We start from the raw sequence: 15,541 nt of genomic DNA, 5'->3' as shown, positions 1-15,541 counted from the left end.
ACTGCTTGATACCCACTTATTAAGTAGTTTGATACCCACTTATTAACACTGCTTCTCGCAGTATTCAAACGTTTGGCAATATTGGATCGGTTTTCACCTTCTAAAAATAAGGATACTGCGAGTAATCGAATACGCTTTCTGGCATTTGATTCTCTTCGAGATAGTGCTAAAAGTTTTCTAGATGTATCTAAATCCATATAAGTGAGCATGCTTTAATCCGTGTACATATATTAGATCACATACTTAAGCAGATTGGTATTAATTGAACGCAATGATTTACCAGAAATATTATCGCCATTGCTTAATATCTTAAAAGCTCAATACATGCAGGTAGAGGCATCGTTAAAACGAGCAACTAAAAATATAGAGCAGCTTGCTTCTCAAAATGAGCAGTGCCAACGCATCATTGAAACAGCAGTGGCTATTAAAGTTGGTTGTTCGTTCAGGGGGAAGCGGGCGTGTATAGCACTTGTGAATAAAAACATTAGAACGGCTTGGGCAATGTTAAAAAGAGGGACCAGTTACCAACCGGAAATGATTTAAAAGTATCGATTAAAAAGATCGACAATAATGTAATTAAAACGGTAAGAGCAACCTTCTGAAAACCTGTCAGAACTTTAAGTGATAATACACTAATGGAACGCTTAGGGCAGAAGGCGCGAATACATCAAAGGTTAGAGAGTAGCTCTCTCAAAAGAAACCGCATATACGCAAGTATCTTTAAATTTTAAAAAACATGTTGTCAAACTAGGTGGAGTCTATATACAAGCTCAGGGAGACTACATTCTTATGGTGTATTTACTTATTGCTGTAGTTAGGGTTACGCAAATCTGATCTTATAACCTCACTTTACCGGCCGTCTTCTTGATGTATGTTAGGACCTATATTTAAATTGTAATCACTGATATAAGAAATTAAACGTAGTGGAAGCGAGCTATGAATACTCTAAAGTAAGTTTAGATAAGTGACACGGTCCTTTAGATTCAAGCACGCCTTAAAATAGCAGAGTGAATCCTATGATTAAATCACTCTAGAGCGTGTGTCAGTACACTGACCTTTGAACAATTTTGTTCGTAGTGTTTAATGTAATCTTTATTTGACCATAGAGTACTCAGAGCTTGGTCAAATAAAATAGCATATTGTTGATGTGTTTTGTTGATCAGTAAAAAACCTCGTTTAATATATGCGGGCTTCTTTTGAGATGTGATAGCAGAGCGTTTTGATACTGGTAATGAACGTTTGTATTCTTGAGCGGTGTTTTCATTCATGATCATAATGTCAGCGCGCTTACGTAAAAGGAGTGGAATATTCTTGTCAGTATAAGTTGACTCCACCGTTCTTATATTATGTTCACTAATCGCTTCAAGTAATTCATCGGGGTACGTCAGTCCTTTATTGAGTAGTAAAGTGTATGGCTTCAAATCTGAGTAGCGTGTTAACTTTAGCGGTAAACTACTCAGGTGGTAAAATCGACTTACTTCTTCAGTAATAGCATGTTTAGTATATATATAATCTTCACTGCGTTGCTTGCTAAAATACCAATAAGCACTTCCAATGAACTCCTTTTTCATGCCATCTTTATATGCTCTTTCCCATGGCATGAAAACAAATCGTGTTTTTATATCGTATAGTGCAAAAGCATCTCGTATCAAGGAAGCGACGCAGCCTTGATCTTCTTTTGATTGATCAATATAGGGTGGCCATTGACCTGTGGTAATATTAATTTGCCTAGCATACGGCTCACTGTGAACATTTGAGCTAATAAATAGAAAAATGCTAAACAGAATTCTCATAAGGTGCCTTGTAGACGCTTTATTATAACTATAGATAATCATTTACGTTTTCGAAATAGGGTTACTTAGAATAATGGAAAAGTTTTCGAATATATATGAAAGGGCTTGTGCACGAAAAGGGTCTGAACAAGTTCTTATGTCATTAATCAATAGCCCAGTTACAGCAGCAGATTTGATGTTGATTGAGGATGATTTATGGCTAGAAGAGTTCACTCGAAAAGTGTTTCAAAGTGGCTTTTATTGGTCTGTTATTAACGCTAAATGGCATGGCTTTAGAGAAGTGTTTTGGGACTTTGAGATCAATAAATTATTGATGATGTCTCCTGAGGTCTTAGAACAAAAATCAGCAGATGAACGCATTGTTCGAAACTATAAGAAGGTTCAGACAATTCCTGATAATTGCTACATGATCCACGAAATACAGCAATCTCATGGGTCATTTTCTCATTTCATTGCACAGTGGCCTACGGATAATATAATTGGGTTGTGGGACTATTTAAAAAAGCATGGTGCCAGATTAGGCGGTAATACAGGCCCTTTCGCACTAAGAGCTATGGGCAAAGATACCTTTTTACTCAGCCGAGATGTGGAGGCGTACTTACGAGCGCATGAGATTATAGAAGGGGGTTTACAAAGTAAGAAATCTTTAGCGGCTGCCCAGGCTTTTTTTAATACCTTGGTAAATGAAAGTGATTGGTCTTTACAAGCTTTAAGTCAATTGGTGGCCTTTAGCATTGGCGATAATCAAGTACCAGAATAAGAGAGTTTGTGATGGAGTTAATTCAACGGTACAACAATATTAGTGACGATTTTTTGGTTGCTAGCAAGCCCGCAACCGTAAGGTCAGCAGAATTACTTTTATGGAATGAGGTATTAGTTAATACTTTGAATATTCCAGTTGCGAAAAGTGATGCGAAGGCAATATTAACAGGCAGTGTACAAAGCGTGTGTAGCCCATCTACTGCACTGGCCTATTCAGGTCATCAATTTGGGCACTTTAACCCAATCTTAGGTGATGGCCGAGCTCATCTATTAGGGGCTTTTACCGATTCTAATGGCCAATTATTTGATATTCAATTGAAGGGCTCTGGGAGAACTCCTTTTTCACGAGGAGGGGATGGGTTGTGTGCTTTGGGACCCGCAGTGAGAGAGTATGTGATGAGCCAAGCAATGGCTGCATTAAATGTACCCACAACTCATTGTCTAGCGGTCTTCTCAACGGGACAATCCGTTATACGAAATGACGTTGTGCCAGGAGCAATAGTGAGCCGCATTGCAAGCAGTCATATCAGAGTGGGCTCTTTTCAGTATCTAGCAGTACATAACGATACCAATGGATTACGAAACTTAATGGACGATGCTATAGCGCGGCATTATCCACATATAGTGAGTTGCGGTAATACACGAGTTATCGAGTTTTTAAAAGCCGTGTGTAGTGCTCAAATTAAACTTGTGATTCACTGGTTGAGAGTCGGTTTTATACATGGGGTAATGAACACTGACAACACTTTAGTCAGTGGAGAAACAATAGATTACGGACCATGTGCCATGATGGAGCGTTTTGACTTTAATCAGGTTTTTAGTTCTATAGATAAACAAGGACGATACGCATTTGGTAATCAGCCAAATATGGCAAACTGGAATTGTGCACGGTTAGCAGAGTCATTAATGCCATTAATTGACTCAGATGAAGAATCTGCATTACAAATGTTATCTGCTGCGATAGCCGAATTTTCCGCAGAGTTTAATGAGGCCTACCAAGATATGTGGGCGAGCAAGCTTGGCATATTAGTATGGCAAGACTCCGATAATGAATTGCTGTCAGAACTTTTATCAGAAATGAATTCGAAGCAATTAGATTACACCAATACATTTGCCGCCTTAACCAATGCTATGGAAGTAAAAAGTGATGCGTTATTTTTGGTCCCTAGTGAGCTTGATAGTTGGATAGTGAAATGGCAATTACGAGTGAGTGAATATGAACGAAGTGACGTGTTGCAACGCATGAAAATAACCAATCCATCAGTGATACCACGAAATCAACTCATTGAAAAAGTCATCGCAGAGTTTAATGAATTAGGTCATAGCCCATTATTGACTAAATGGTTACCCATTTTGAATTCGCCTTACAATTATAAGCGTGTACCAGATCAGTTTGTTCATACAGCTAACTCTGATACGGGTTATCAAACATTCTGTGGAACGTAACTGGTAAGGACTGATATGACAAAATCACTCAGTTGGCAGGATATACGACAGCAAGTTATTGCGCACAAGAAACCGTTGTTCACTGCTCATATCATTGCTTTTTTAGCCGCTTTGGTAAGTGTGCCGATCCCATTAATGATGCCATTATTGGTTGACGAGGTACTGCTTGGTCATCCTGGAGCTGCGATTGCTTTTTTAAATCAGTTTTTACCTGCTCAATGGCATCAACCAACGGCATATATTCTAGTCGTTTTGCTGGGCGTGGTGCTGATGCGACTCGGAGCGCTGATATTAGGCGTCCTTCAGTCAAGACAGTTTACCTTCATCGGTAAAGACATTAGCCTTAAGATTCGGGAGCAATTACTCGACCATTTACCACAAGTGCAATTAAAAGAATATGAAACACAAGGAGCTGGTGCGATTAGTTCTCGGTGTATTACTGATGTTGAAACGCTGGATACATTTATAAGCCAAACTTTATCAAGGTTTCTTATTGGTTTACTGACTATCATTGGGACTGCGGCGGTATTGCTATGGATTGATTTTACTTTGGGGTTGACTATCTTGTTACTAAACCCCGCGGTTATTTATTTCTCACGACAGTTTGGTAAGCGGGTCAAGCACTTAAAAAAAGATGAAAATGCAGCATTCGAAGCATTTCAATCATCCTTGGTGGAAACGCTTGATGCAATTTCACAGCTTAAAGCTGTACGCAGAGAAGGTGCATATTTTTCACACGTAAGGGAATCAGCAGCAGACTTGAAGTATTTTGCTATTCAATCACAATGGAAAACAGATGCAGTAAGTCGATTAAGCCTTACAGTCTTTTTACTTGGTTTTGAAGTTTTCCGGGCTATAGCCATGCTTATGGTGGTGTTTGCTGATCTCACTGTAGGACAAATTTTTGCGGTATTTGGATATTTATGGTTCATGATGGGGCCTGTGCAAGAATTATTGGGGATCCAGTACGCATACTATGGAGCGTCAGCCGCATTACAACGACTCAACCAAGTATTTGCATTTGCTACTGAGCGAGCAGCGCCTGCTAAGCAATCGAGAGTCTTTGAGCGGCAAGAGGTAGGTATTCATTTTAGCAATGTGGACTTTGGTTATAACGAAGAGCAACCAGTATTGCAAAACGTGACTTTGGATATTCCCGCAGGCAAAAAAGTCGCGGTTGTTGCAGTGTCTGGAGGAGGGAAGTCGACCTTGGTTCAGCTACTACTGGGGCTATACGAAAAGCAATCAGGGCAAATATATATTGCCGACACCGCAATTGAGGATGTTGGCTATCATACAGTACGGGAGAATATAGCGACGGTATTACAACAACCTATTTTGTTCAATGCAACCGTGCGGGAAAATTTGACGATGGGAAGAGAGCATACTGAGCAGGAGATGTGGCAAGCGCTAAAGGTGTCTGAATTGGATGACACTATCAGAGTTTTAGATAATGGTCTTGACGCGAGAGTTGGGCGTAATGGGGTGAGATTATCTGGCGGACAAAAACAACGGCTTGCCATAGCAAGAATGGTATTAGCAAACCCTAAAGTTGTTATTTTAGATGAAGCAACCTCAGCGCTAGATATAGAAACTGAAAGTAAAGTTCACCGTAATCTACAAGATTTTTTATCGAACCGGACCACATTGATTATTGCCCATCGATTGAGTGCCATACGACAAGCAGACCTTATTTACGTTTTAGATGATGGCCGAGTTTCTCAGTCAGGAAGTCATGAAGCACTTTCAGCAGAACAGGGGCTCTACAAGACATTATTTGGTCGTCAGATAGGATAATTGTATTAGGAATATATTATCTTTAAATGTTAAGTAAAGATTAAGAAATGTTCTACTATTATAAAGCCAAATTGAAGGGCGATCTGCGCTCACGTTGATGAAATACGGGAAGAAATGATGAAACTTAAATATATTAGTTTAATAATTGCAATGACTGCTGCATCGTCAGTATCGGCTAAAGAGCATTCAGAAGGTATACACTTTGGAGTGTTTGGCGATTATTACGATGCGAGTTGGGAAAACACGCTAGGGGCAAACACTGGCGGCGTAAATGTTGACGACTCTATGGGTTGGGGAGCTGAGTTAGGCTATCGCTTTAATGACTACTGGAGTGCGCGTTTCGAGTATGCCGATATGGATTTTGATTTATCTGGTGCGAGTACGGGCTCACAAGATGGTGAACGTTTTGGTTTAGATGCTTTATATCACTTTGATGGCGGCCCATTTTACGGGATATTTGGTATTAAATCAGTAGATGTATTTGATAGTAATACGTTTGCAAATGTAGGAGCTGGCTACCGTCATCACTTTAGTGATAATTTATTTGTGAATGCAGAGACGTCAGTATATCAAGGCTTAGAGCGAAGCTATGTGGATGTGGGGGCGAAGCTAGGTATTAACTATTTCTTTGGCACAACTAAAGCAGCTCCAAAAGTTGAAGCAGCGCCGGCACCAGTGAAAGCGCCCGTTGTTACTAAGAAAGATTCAGACAAGGATGGCGTGCTCGACTCAAGAGATCGTTGTAGTAATACTCCGATGATGGATGCGGTTGATGCTAACGGTTGTAGTAAGTATGAAGAGAAAACGGTAAACGTGAAGTTGTTAGTGCGTTTTCCTCATGATAACTCATCTGTATCATCAGATTATCTGAATGACATTGATGAAGTTGTCGCATTTCTGAATAAGCATCAAGACGCAGCAGTTGTACTTGAAGGTCATGCATCCATTGTAGGAGATGCAAAGTATAATCAAGTATTATCGAAAAAGCGTGCCGACCGCGTTGCAAAACAGCTGGTAGCTAAAGGCATTGATGCTCAGCGTATATCAACAATTGGTTATGGTGAAGAACGGTTACTGAACACCGCGAATACGCTCGCTGCGCATGCGCAGAATCGTCGTGTTGAAGCTGCAATTACAACAACAGAGCGTGTAAAAGTTAAGCGTCAGTAATGTAATGCCCATTCTAAAAAACCAGTCTAATTAGGACTGGTTTTTTGTGCTTTATCGGTAGGCTCTAAATTCACATTCAGTAAATACAAATTCAGAGGTGGTTTGGTAAAGCACTTTAACAACGGTATGTTGAGGCACGGTTTCTGACAATGTTTCAGTGATGCTAAACTCTAGTTCATTAGCAGTAAATGTGACTAATTTAGCCGCTTCAAACCCAAAAAACTTCCCTACACTCGGATATAAGGCCTTAAAGATACTCTCTTTCGCAGAGAATATGAGGGTTAGAGGGTGGTTTGTGTGCTCATTCAAACGTGAAAATATGGCTGACTCTGCAGGATGAAGAATTTGTGATTTTAGCTTTTGCTCTTGCTCTGAATCCATTAGCCGTTCTATATCAATACCAATACCAAGTACATCACTGTTTGAAGTGGTTACAGCCATAGCAATATGACGTGTGTGGGTTATGCTTCCTGTAATATGAGATGGCCAAATTGGCGCTCTGTCTTCTCCACTTAGTAACGGAAAGTTACGCACACCTGCTTTTTCAAGTGTATGCTTTGCGCATATACGGCCAGCTAAAAATTCAGCACGACGCTTGGCAACAGCATTTTTCAGTTTCTCTGGAAAACTCACTCCATGGAGAGAGAATTGGCTATCATTATAATGCTCGACTGAAAATGTACAGCAATAAAAAGCATGAGGTAATTGTGGTGAAATATGCGTGTCTTGCTGATAGTTTCTTGTAGTATCCATTCTGGATAAAGTCCTAGTTTTAGATAGGTAATTATGTATCAATCGTGACGAAATAAGTAAAAAGTCATAACTCGAGAATGTATCATATTCAGGAATTAAATAAATAGTGATTCTATATAATGGGTAAAATCGAAGATTGGCAAGATATTCATATTGCATACATTGTGGCTTGTAAAGGTACATTGACCGCGGCAGCTCAAGTCTTAAGTATTCACCACAGTACGGTATTGCGACGTATTAATCAGCTAGAATCCCAGCTCAACACACGATTGTTCCATCGACATGCTCGCGGGTATCAGGTGACAGAGGCTGGTCAGCAGTTATTGCAAGCAGGTACGGCTATTGAAGATACACTGGGCCAGTTGCATCATAAAATTGTTGCTGCAGATACGACTTTGAGTGGCCGATTATTACTGACAACGGTTAGCGGTATTGTGGAAATGTTAAGCCCAGCATGCCTTGAATTTCAAAAGCAACATCCAAAAGTACAGTTAGAAATAATCTTGGAGCAACGGCGACTTCGTTTAGATCATGGTCAAGCCCATATCGCAATCCGAGCTGGAGATAAACCGAGCGATCCAGATTATATAGTCCAGCACCTATGTTCAACGACGGCGGGGTTATATGCATCAGATGATTATATAAAACGGATGGGCATACCACAGACAAAAGCAGAACTATCGCAGCATCATTTCGTATCAGGGGTTGCAGGGTTTAATGCAATGGTGCCATATTTTGATTGGGTGGATAAACAGATAGATCCGGCGCAAATATGTATTCGAGTTTCAGAAACAGCCGAAGCCGCACGCGCGATTTATAGTGGTTTAGGAATTGGTGGGCTACAGCATGACATTGCTAAACAATCTCATCGTATTCAACCAATATTAGAAGAGGAGCTAACTTGGCCACTAGATTTTTGGCTGGTAACACATGTTTCGGTTCATCGTACCGCAAAAGTGCAAGCATTATGCAGAGTATTTAAGCATTACTTTAAGTCAAACTGAAGCGGTTCACACACAACGGTTTCCAAAGGTACGTAGTTATGTGTTCTCGAGAAATATAGAACACACAATTCACCGCGTTTTTGTAACTCAAAGCGAGAAACACTGCTCATATCCATGGCGATTATTGCATGCTGAAGTGGACTGGCTAGATTATTAACTGTTTCAAGTAATAACGTGCTGCTAGTAGTAAATACGTTGTCGGCCAAACGCGGAGTTAGTCCCCCTTTGAGGGTAACGATTGCATGCTGCAATTCATTTTTCATCTGGACTGTGGTCTTTTTTATTATGGCCGGCTGAGGGTCAGGTGTTGGGGTCTGCTCACACCCAACACAGAGTAAAACGAGTGCACAGTAAGAGGCTTTTATTGCGTATACCATTATTTTTTCTCATTAATAATGGTATAGATAGTATTATTTTGCCAAATGGCATTGGGGAGCGTTAAACTAACTCCTTTATTGTGATTAGATGCGGTGCTCTGTTGAGTAGGGCGATTAACAAGTGATACAGGGCAACCCCCTGTTTCTATATGTGTTAATGCAGCCTGTAATTGGGCTTCATTTGGGTTACCTAGTGGCTGCGTAAAATCATCCGCTACAGTGCAGCCTGATACATTTGCCGTTAAGCCTATTTCTGTGGCACCGAGGTCACCATCGATTGGCGTGAACCCATCCGCATAGTCACCGAATCCCTTCGCATTTGCACTTTTAAACTGTACTGTGTAATAAACTTGGCCGCAATTTGGAGCGGGAGTAAAACCATATGGCTTACCGCATGTTTTCGAACCAATAAGTACTACATTAACATCGATACCGCGTAGTCCATTGATGATAAGTTCACTTGCTGAGCAGGTGCTGGCAGTGCTGAGGATATATACGGTATCTAAGTTGAGGCTAGGTAGGGTTGTATCAGTGTACTGCAGCGTATCCCAATTTATCATTCTTCGCTCAAACCCAACGCTGCGATTTTTTGCTGATTGTTTATCATTGTGAATGGTTTGACTAAAGGTGCTATCACTTGCCCCAGCGACCATATAGCCAAGCTGTGCTGCCATATCAACAAGGCCACCTCCGTTATAACGCATATCTAGGACGAGCGCGTTGACATTGGCGTTGTTAAATTGGTTGAAAGCCGAGATTAAGCCCGCTTGCCCAGCACTGATAAACTGATTGAATTGCACATAACCAACCGTTTTTTCTCCTGCAGTAAAGGTTTTAGCATTTTGCACTGGGGACAAGGCAATATCACCTGCGGTAACCGCTATATCAATTGACTCAGTTTGTCCGGAACGTGAGATTGTAAATGTGTGAGTGCTTCCGTTAGTTGGGCTGAGCCCATTAATGAGTGCTTCTGTGTTATTTGAGTTTATATCTATGTTATTAATAGCGACTATAGTATCTCCGCGCTTAAACCCTGCTAAGGCAGCGGGAGAGTTATCTTGCATATATGCAACGCGATATATTCTAGGGGGCTTAGTACTTATTGCAGCCCAACGAAGCCCATAACCAGAGGATACGCCTGATTGAGATTCTTTTTTATAAGCATCGTAAGTTTGAGTAAAATGAAATTGGTCTTTTTGATTACCTGAAGGGGTAGTTTGAAATGTTTTTAAAGAATCAAAATACTGTGACACACTGTCAAAGTTATTAGGATCATTATCTTCTACTTCGTCATACCATAAATAGGTTGAGTGAGTGAGTGAACGTAGCCACATTTTTTCATGTTGTATAGAGCCAGCTTGATCAGGAAAAGGCTGGTTTTCATAAGGATCAATGCCTGTTCTAGGATTCGAGCAGTAATTAATAAAGTTTTCAGCAGCAGTAAATTGACCAAATTGCCAAGTTGCGTCGGGCGGTGTGGTACTGTTTGGTGTTGTACTATTTTGTGCTGGACTATCAGCTGTACTGCCACCTGAACCACCACACCCGGTTAGTAACATTAAAGACAGACTTAAGCCCACAGAAAATATAGCACAAGAGTGAAAATTCATTAATAGTACCTAGTGGTCAAATTTCATTACTATGTGTAGAAATTAGCAACTAATATGGTCAATAGCAATATTTGTTGCGTTACATTGATAACCGAACATTGAAGGCTGAGCCCTCTTTTCACATCTTCTTAGTTACGTTCCTGCGCCTGTACAAATAAGCTCTGAGTGCCGAGTGTTACGACGAGGCTTTACGTATGTTGCGCTTCCTCCGTGGGCGGGATTGAAAAAGAAGCAACATGCCAGTTAAGCAAAATAATACACTTATCGTCGCGAAACTGATTAATAAGGGGTTGTTAAAGTCATCTCTTTCATCGTAGTCCATAATATGGAGCATCCAAAAAAAATCAAAAATACGCCATATATTGCTTCTAATAGTGATTATTTCACCACTGTGGGCATTGAGGTAAATGGTTGTATTTTGCCAATCATTGAAGGTAACTTGCCAGACATGCTTTTTATAGCCGATTTCTCTTGGTCCGGATGCAAAATAATGTGATGACGCTATTTTTCCTTTGCCCAAATAATGTAAATAAGCCTGTTTATGAATATCTTGCTCAATCGGTTGCGCGAGTACTTTGCCACTGATGCCGTTAAACCATTGTGTCTGTTGACCAATCGCTTTAATGACGGGTGTATCAAGAAAATGAATAAATGACACAGATGTGAGCTGTGACATGGTGTTTGTAAGTAAGTTTAAGTCAGCAGTATAATGTTGACGAGAAAAGGGGGAATCTATATGGCGTTTAGCTAAATGCTTGCCATGGACTTTCTCTAATGGGATTGCACTCATCACAAGCCCACCCAATAACCATGCAAAAATTTGCAATGCAAGCAAATACCCTAACCATTTATGCATTTTACGCGCAGGCTTCAATAAGTTTTTGATCATCTCTATTCTAGTGTCGAGTTTTCAATAATGTCAGTTTACGGTAATTTTAGGTACTGTCACTGCGTTAAATTGTCGCAGAGTGAGTTTGTTATAGCCAGCATGGCGTTACTTGGTTACACTTTACCTTGCAGCACCGTTAATTTTTATACTACATAAGGTAAATCAGAAAACATGTCAGAAATTCAGTTTTTAAACGTGGATCTCGAGCTAGAATCTAAACATGACATTAGCGCATTAGTGAGTGACCTTAAAAAAGATGCTGTGATATTGCACTATGACAAAGATGAATATCGTCAATTAGCACGAATTGAAGCCAATGCTGATGTGATTAGTCCCGATAAAGCAATTAACCATCTATGTGAATTAATAGAGTCTTGTACTAAAGCTGGATTGAAACAGTGGTTGTCTTGTTCAAAGCGTACTTTTGACATTGGCTTTAATTCAGGCACGTCACCTAAATGCTATTCTCAAGCGTTACATGCCGATACTTTATTACGTATTTCAGCGATTGGCGCAGGAATAGAAATCACTCTGTACCCAGCAGAGTAAAGTATGTTGCAGTTGTGTAAGACCTAAACATAATTAGGTCTTTAACTCTACCTATAATCTCACCGCAATAAATCACGATAACCCTATAATAAATAATAGGTTTGTTTTTATCTCTCGGTTCATTTGTAAATTATTTTGTTAAATTTGTATTAATTTGTTGATATTTTTTGTTGTTAGTTTTATCTTCAATATCCAACACACGTGGATAATAATAGGATTGGAAGATGAAATTAAGAACAAAAATAATGCTCCCGGCCTTAATGGTTGCAGCTGGATTCAATGCCCACTCATCACAAATTCAGGATCAAAAAATAACGACTTTGTTTCCCGAAGTGGATGCTTTTTCTTATGGGGAACATCAGGTCGTTGATATAAAAAGTAATATATCTAAGTTTCTTGCTAAAGAAGTCGAATCTTTGACCCCTAAATTAACATCAATCATGAGTCCGCACCGTTTAGCTGTGCCATTAACTTCAAGTTTGTTACAAGGCACTGCGGCAGAGAAATTACGTCTGGCATCTCATTATACGAGAAGGTTAAAGGGTCTTACTTTAAGCAATGATGCAATTTATCAATTGCGACTTGCTGACAGCTCGATGTTTGAAAGCTGGCTTGAAGGGGTTGCGCCATTAGTTGCATTTGCGCCTAAAGGTGACGATAAAACATGGCTTTATGTTGAAGCCTATGACCAAAATGGCAACATGCACTTATTAGATGCGCATAGAATGCCTACTCGTCCCGTATTAATTGTAGAAATAGACAGTAAGAAAAGTGCGCGTGAAGGGTTGGCAATAATGCGGAATATCTTCACTTTAAATGATCTGGGGTCCTTGCCGAGAAATATCGAACAAGCTTCTAATGTAGAAAGCTTATCGACCAGTAACTTACAGCGTATTCGTTTAAACGATGATGAAGAGCCTTGGATTTCAGGCAGTGCGGAGGTGTATGCAATTGTTACTGGGGTGAGTCCAAGTCGTGATAAACCTGTACTTGATATTGTTGATATGCCGTACTTAGACCATGATGGTCGTGATTATACCCCAAATCAAACCCTGATCCATTGGAATCGGTATCGTTGGCAAGCGGCAGATGTATTGTTAATGGAACAAGATGATAATACAAACTATCAAACATTAGCGACCACCTTTTTAGATATTGTTACGCAAGCTATGCGGGCTATTCCTGATGCGAATGTACAAGGATATGCCATTATTCCGCAATTAACGAATCAATTGATAAAGGCGATGCCAGCGCATTGGTTTAGCAATGATGATGATTATATTGATGTATTTTATACCTTATTTGAAGGGCAGCACTACGATGCTCATATGGGCGCCAGTGGTAATGCAAAGGTGACCATTAAACCTGTTACGATTAACCCAAGATAGATTCCCCGCAGTGTCGGTTACGGCCTAAAGGATTAGGCCGTTTTTTTATAGATAATTAGGGGTTATTGATCTTTCAGGTTCATTTTTGCAGCAGTTTGATTGGCTTTTATACAAGGCAGAGGCTGCGTAGCATGGTAATTCCATGTGAGTCAGCCGATAACATAGTAGAAAAGCCAATCAAGCGCTGCCTACCGGTTCTTTTGAGCACCCCTTTCTCTTTGTTGCTTAATATTCGCTTAGATTAACTAGGCCACATATTAAGCGCCGCGATAAAAGCATGCTCAAAGAGAACAAAAATAGAACAGCAAAGATCAACAGACCCTAAAGCAGCGCCTTATTATCTAAGGCATAGTGTGATCACCATATCTTGGAAACGAATTCAGGGTGGTCCACGTAGGGGTTACGATTCCCTTGGAATTCATAGGCAGCTTGATTCCGAGCTGTTTCAATATCATCGACAGGATCAAGTTGATGCCAGCGTAGTAGCATTGCAATAACCCAGGGCTCAAAAACACGTCCAGTACTGCCATCTAAAACGGCGTTGCTATAAGTGGTGTTATTTTGCCAACTCCCAATGGTGTTTTCATAGCGCGTTGCTATATAGAAATACACCCGCGCAAAATCACCTTTGAATTTATCTATTGGCTCAAATACCGTGCCATTGTAGTTTAACGTACTGGTTGCAGAACCTACTTTACTGCCATTTGTTGAGGTAAAGCTCGCAGATGCAACCTCGCCGAATGGAAAGTTACTGCGTTTGGAGTTAACAAAGCCGTCAGTGGCAAATATATGGTGAATGTCAGAGTTCATTGGCTCTACTTTTCCGCCAAACCAACTTTTTGGAAAAGAGTGCTCACGATTATAACAATCACCTTCTCCTCGATATGAACCGCATTGATTGGTTACGGCAACAAAATTATACGCATCATTGGCTGAAGGTTTCTCAGAGTAACGGTCGAGTACTGAGTTATCTTTTTCAAAGTAATTATCTCTTTCCGATTTATCTATGAACTGCCAAATTGCGCTATACCCTTGTGAGTTGTGTGTTTGGATAATCGTGTGTAACTGAGTTTTTAGTGCATACCCTGTCAAACCGGTTGTTGATGCATAATAATCGCCAGGTGTACCCCCTCCATTATCACCACCATCACTACCGAGTGTGAAGTTATGTATTTTTTGATCTGTAAAAGAAGATCCACTAGCAATTGTTTGATTGTTATGCGTTAGTAAATATTCTCCATTGCCAAATTCACAACAAATTCCATCGCCATAGCTATCAGAAATAACAAAGCTGTATGATCCATCAGCAACGCATAATGTTTCAGTATGTGTTGTATTGTTCGCAAAGTCAGCACCGCTTGCTACGGTACTTCCTTGTGCTGTGTTAAGTTTCCAGCTTGTTTCACTCGCGTATTTATCTGTAGTGAGTTTTATCGTTAAGGTATTTTTTGTACATGCATTAGGCGGTGGTGGCGTGGCTGCCGATGGTTGAAAGTCGTCTAAGTAAACAATTTCATTCCCATCAAAGCCACTGGTATCGTAAAAGCGTAAGCCAACATTAATCACTTTGTCTGTATTGGCTGTGTATTGATAGCTTAACTTTTGCCATTGTTGGGTATTAAATGGGTCTGAATAGTTTTGGTAACCATCGATAATAAGGCGTGCTTTAACCTTACCTTCAGTATGGTATACCCACGTACTAAAATCATATGTTTGGCCGGCTTTCACCGTAACCGACTGCAGTAAGTCCGTATTGCTTTGCGATGCTGTAGTGACTGTCACTTGAGCGGATGAAGCACCACTTTTAACTGTGGTGTTATTTTCTGTGATAGAGATACCACTATCAATGGTACTCCATTGTGTTGGTTTACCTTGTTGCCAAGACTCGAAGTTACCGTTAGCAACATTTGCGGCCGCGTGACCACTTGTTACTAGTCCAAATGTGGCAGCTAAGATCGACAGAGCTGCTTTGTTCCCGTGTTTCATTATTTTCTCTCTATATT

15 protein-coding genes are annotated in these 15,541 nt (G+C 40.3%); 8 read left to right on the top strand and 7 right to left on the bottom strand.

The genetic code is table 11. The annotated features are described in order from the left end of the window. Positions 1–209: helix-turn-helix domain-containing protein (locus J8L98_RS23105; RefSeq protein WP_210998403.1), on the bottom strand; the 209-nt coding region annotated here is incomplete at its 3' end. A 115-nt stretch (positions 210–324) separates the two neighbouring features. Between J8L98_RS23105 and J8L98_RS23100 the strand changes: the two genes are divergently transcribed. After that, positions 325–543, top strand: coding sequence for a hypothetical protein (locus tag J8L98_RS23100; RefSeq protein ID WP_210998402.1), 219 nt, complete (start codon positions 325–327; stop codon positions 541–543). 482 nt (positions 544–1,025) lie between these two features. On the opposite strand, the gene J8L98_RS23095 is transcribed toward J8L98_RS23100, so the two are convergent. Beyond that, complete coding sequence (locus J8L98_RS23095) at positions 1,026–1,793, bottom strand: transporter substrate-binding domain-containing protein (RefSeq protein WP_210998401.1); 768 nt, start codon at positions 1,791–1,793, stop codon at positions 1,026–1,028. 73 nt (positions 1,794–1,866) lie between these two features. On the opposite strand from J8L98_RS23095, the gene J8L98_RS23090 reads away from it, so the two are divergent. The 4 genes from J8L98_RS23090 (at position 1,867) to J8L98_RS23075 (ending at position 6,968) form a co-directional block, all read left to right on the top strand. After that, complete coding sequence (locus J8L98_RS23090) at positions 1,867–2,553, top strand: DNA-3-methyladenine glycosylase I (RefSeq protein ID WP_210998400.1); 687 nt, start codon at positions 1,867–1,869, stop codon at positions 2,551–2,553. Positions 2,554–2,564: 11 nt separating this feature from the next. After that, a complete protein-coding gene (locus tag J8L98_RS23085; RefSeq protein WP_210998406.1) occupies positions 2,565–4,001 on the top strand; it encodes a protein adenylyltransferase SelO family protein in 1,437 nt (478 codons plus the stop codon). A 15-nt stretch (positions 4,002–4,016) separates the two neighbouring features. Then, on the top strand, positions 4,017–5,798 hold the full coding sequence (locus J8L98_RS23080; RefSeq protein WP_210998399.1) for an ABC transporter ATP-binding protein: 1,782 nt from the start codon (positions 4,017–4,019) through the stop codon (positions 5,796–5,798). 117 nt (positions 5,799–5,915) lie between these two features. Continuing rightward, a complete protein-coding gene (locus J8L98_RS23075) occupies positions 5,916–6,968 on the top strand; it encodes an OmpA family protein (protein ID WP_210998405.1) in 1,053 nt (350 codons plus the stop codon). Positions 6,969–7,019: 51 nt separating this feature from the next. On the opposite strand, the gene J8L98_RS23070 is transcribed toward J8L98_RS23075, so the two are convergent. Then, positions 7,020–7,721, bottom strand: coding sequence for a 4'-phosphopantetheinyl transferase superfamily protein (locus tag J8L98_RS23070; RefSeq protein WP_210998398.1), 702 nt, complete (start codon positions 7,719–7,721; stop codon positions 7,020–7,022). Between the two features lie 116 nt (positions 7,722–7,837). On the opposite strand from J8L98_RS23070, the gene J8L98_RS23065 reads away from it, so the two are divergent. Next, positions 7,838–8,725, top strand: coding sequence for a LysR family transcriptional regulator (locus J8L98_RS23065; protein WP_210998404.1), 888 nt, complete (start codon positions 7,838–7,840; stop codon positions 8,723–8,725). Here the strand turns inward: J8L98_RS23065 and J8L98_RS23060 are convergent. From J8L98_RS23060 to J8L98_RS23050, 3 genes are all read right to left on the bottom strand, one after another. Continuing rightward, on the bottom strand, positions 8,707–9,102 hold the full coding sequence (locus tag J8L98_RS23060) for a hypothetical protein (RefSeq protein WP_210998397.1): 396 nt from the start codon (positions 9,100–9,102) through the stop codon (positions 8,707–8,709). The genes J8L98_RS23065 and J8L98_RS23060 overlap by 19 nt on opposite strands. Continuing rightward, a complete protein-coding gene (locus J8L98_RS23055) occupies positions 9,102–10,712 on the bottom strand; it encodes a S41 family peptidase (protein WP_210998396.1) in 1,611 nt (536 codons plus the stop codon). Before J8L98_RS23055 ends, J8L98_RS23060 begins: the two co-directional genes overlap by 1 nt. Positions 10,713–10,887: 175 nt before the next feature. Next, positions 10,888–11,601: a hypothetical protein gene (locus J8L98_RS23050; protein WP_210998395.1), complete on the bottom strand. Its 714-nt coding sequence runs from the start codon at positions 11,599–11,601 to the stop codon at positions 10,888–10,890. 171 nt (positions 11,602–11,772) lie between these two features. Between J8L98_RS23050 and J8L98_RS23045 the strand changes: the two genes are divergently transcribed. Both J8L98_RS23045 and J8L98_RS23040 read left to right on the top strand, forming a co-directional pair. After that, positions 11,773–12,150, top strand: a complete 378-nt coding sequence (locus J8L98_RS23045; RefSeq protein ID WP_210998394.1) for a hypothetical protein — start codon at positions 11,773–11,775, stop codon at positions 12,148–12,150. Between the two features lie 224 nt (positions 12,151–12,374). Further along, entirely contained in the window at positions 12,375–13,538 is a 1,164-nt protein-coding gene (locus tag J8L98_RS23040) for a DUF3103 family protein (protein ID WP_210998393.1), read from the top strand. Positions 13,539–13,895: 357 nt separating this feature from the next. On the opposite strand, the gene J8L98_RS23035 is transcribed toward J8L98_RS23040, so the two are convergent. Further along, positions 13,896–15,524, bottom strand: coding sequence for an endonuclease (locus J8L98_RS23035; protein ID WP_210998392.1), 1,629 nt, complete (start codon positions 15,522–15,524; stop codon positions 13,896–13,898). Positions 15,525–15,541 lie beyond the last annotated feature (17 nt).

The organism is Pseudoalteromonas sp. MMG013 (assembly GCF_018100885.1).
Classification (GTDB): domain Bacteria; phylum Pseudomonadota; class Gammaproteobacteria; order Enterobacterales; family Alteromonadaceae; genus Pseudoalteromonas; species Pseudoalteromonas aurantia.
The sequence above is the reverse complement of the archived record's forward strand: the minus strand, read 5'-3'. Positions and strand labels throughout refer to the sequence as shown.

Excerpts from the sequence above, each read along its gene's own strand:
- J8L98_RS23085 (WP_210998406.1), top strand. The coding sequence starts at position 2,565 with ATGGAGTTAATTCAACGGTACAACAATATTAGTGACGATTTTTTGGTT.
- J8L98_RS23050 (WP_210998395.1), bottom strand. The coding sequence starts at position 11,601 with ATGATCAAAAACTTATTGAAGCCTGCGCGTAAAATGCATAAATGGTTA.
- J8L98_RS23035 (WP_210998392.1), bottom strand. The coding sequence starts at position 15,524 with ATGAAACACGGGAACAAAGCAGCTCTGTCGATCTTAGCTGCCACATTT.
- J8L98_RS23040 (WP_210998393.1), top strand. The coding sequence starts at position 12,375 with ATGAAATTAAGAACAAAAATAATGCTCCCGGCCTTAATGGTTGCAGCT.
- J8L98_RS23070 (WP_210998398.1), bottom strand. The coding sequence starts at position 7,721 with ATGGATACTACAAGAAACTATCAGCAAGACACGCATATTTCACCACAA.
- J8L98_RS23060 (WP_210998397.1), bottom strand. The coding sequence starts at position 9,102 with ATGGTATACGCAATAAAAGCCTCTTACTGTGCACTCGTTTTACTCTGT.
- J8L98_RS23075 (WP_210998405.1), top strand. The coding sequence starts at position 5,916 with ATGAAACTTAAATATATTAGTTTAATAATTGCAATGACTGCTGCATCG.
- J8L98_RS23100 (WP_210998402.1), top strand. The coding sequence starts at position 325 with ATGCAGGTAGAGGCATCGTTAAAACGAGCAACTAAAAATATAGAGCAG.
- J8L98_RS23055 (WP_210998396.1), bottom strand. The coding sequence starts at position 10,712 with ATGAATTTTCACTCTTGTGCTATATTTTCTGTGGGCTTAAGTCTGTCT.
- J8L98_RS23045 (WP_210998394.1), top strand. The coding sequence starts at position 11,773 with ATGTCAGAAATTCAGTTTTTAAACGTGGATCTCGAGCTAGAATCTAAA.
- J8L98_RS23090 (WP_210998400.1), top strand. The coding sequence starts at position 1,867 with ATGGAAAAGTTTTCGAATATATATGAAAGGGCTTGTGCACGAAAAGGG.
- J8L98_RS23095 (WP_210998401.1), bottom strand. The coding sequence starts at position 1,793 with ATGAGAATTCTGTTTAGCATTTTTCTATTTATTAGCTCAAATGTTCAC.
- J8L98_RS23080 (WP_210998399.1), top strand. The coding sequence starts at position 4,017 with ATGACAAAATCACTCAGTTGGCAGGATATACGACAGCAAGTTATTGCG.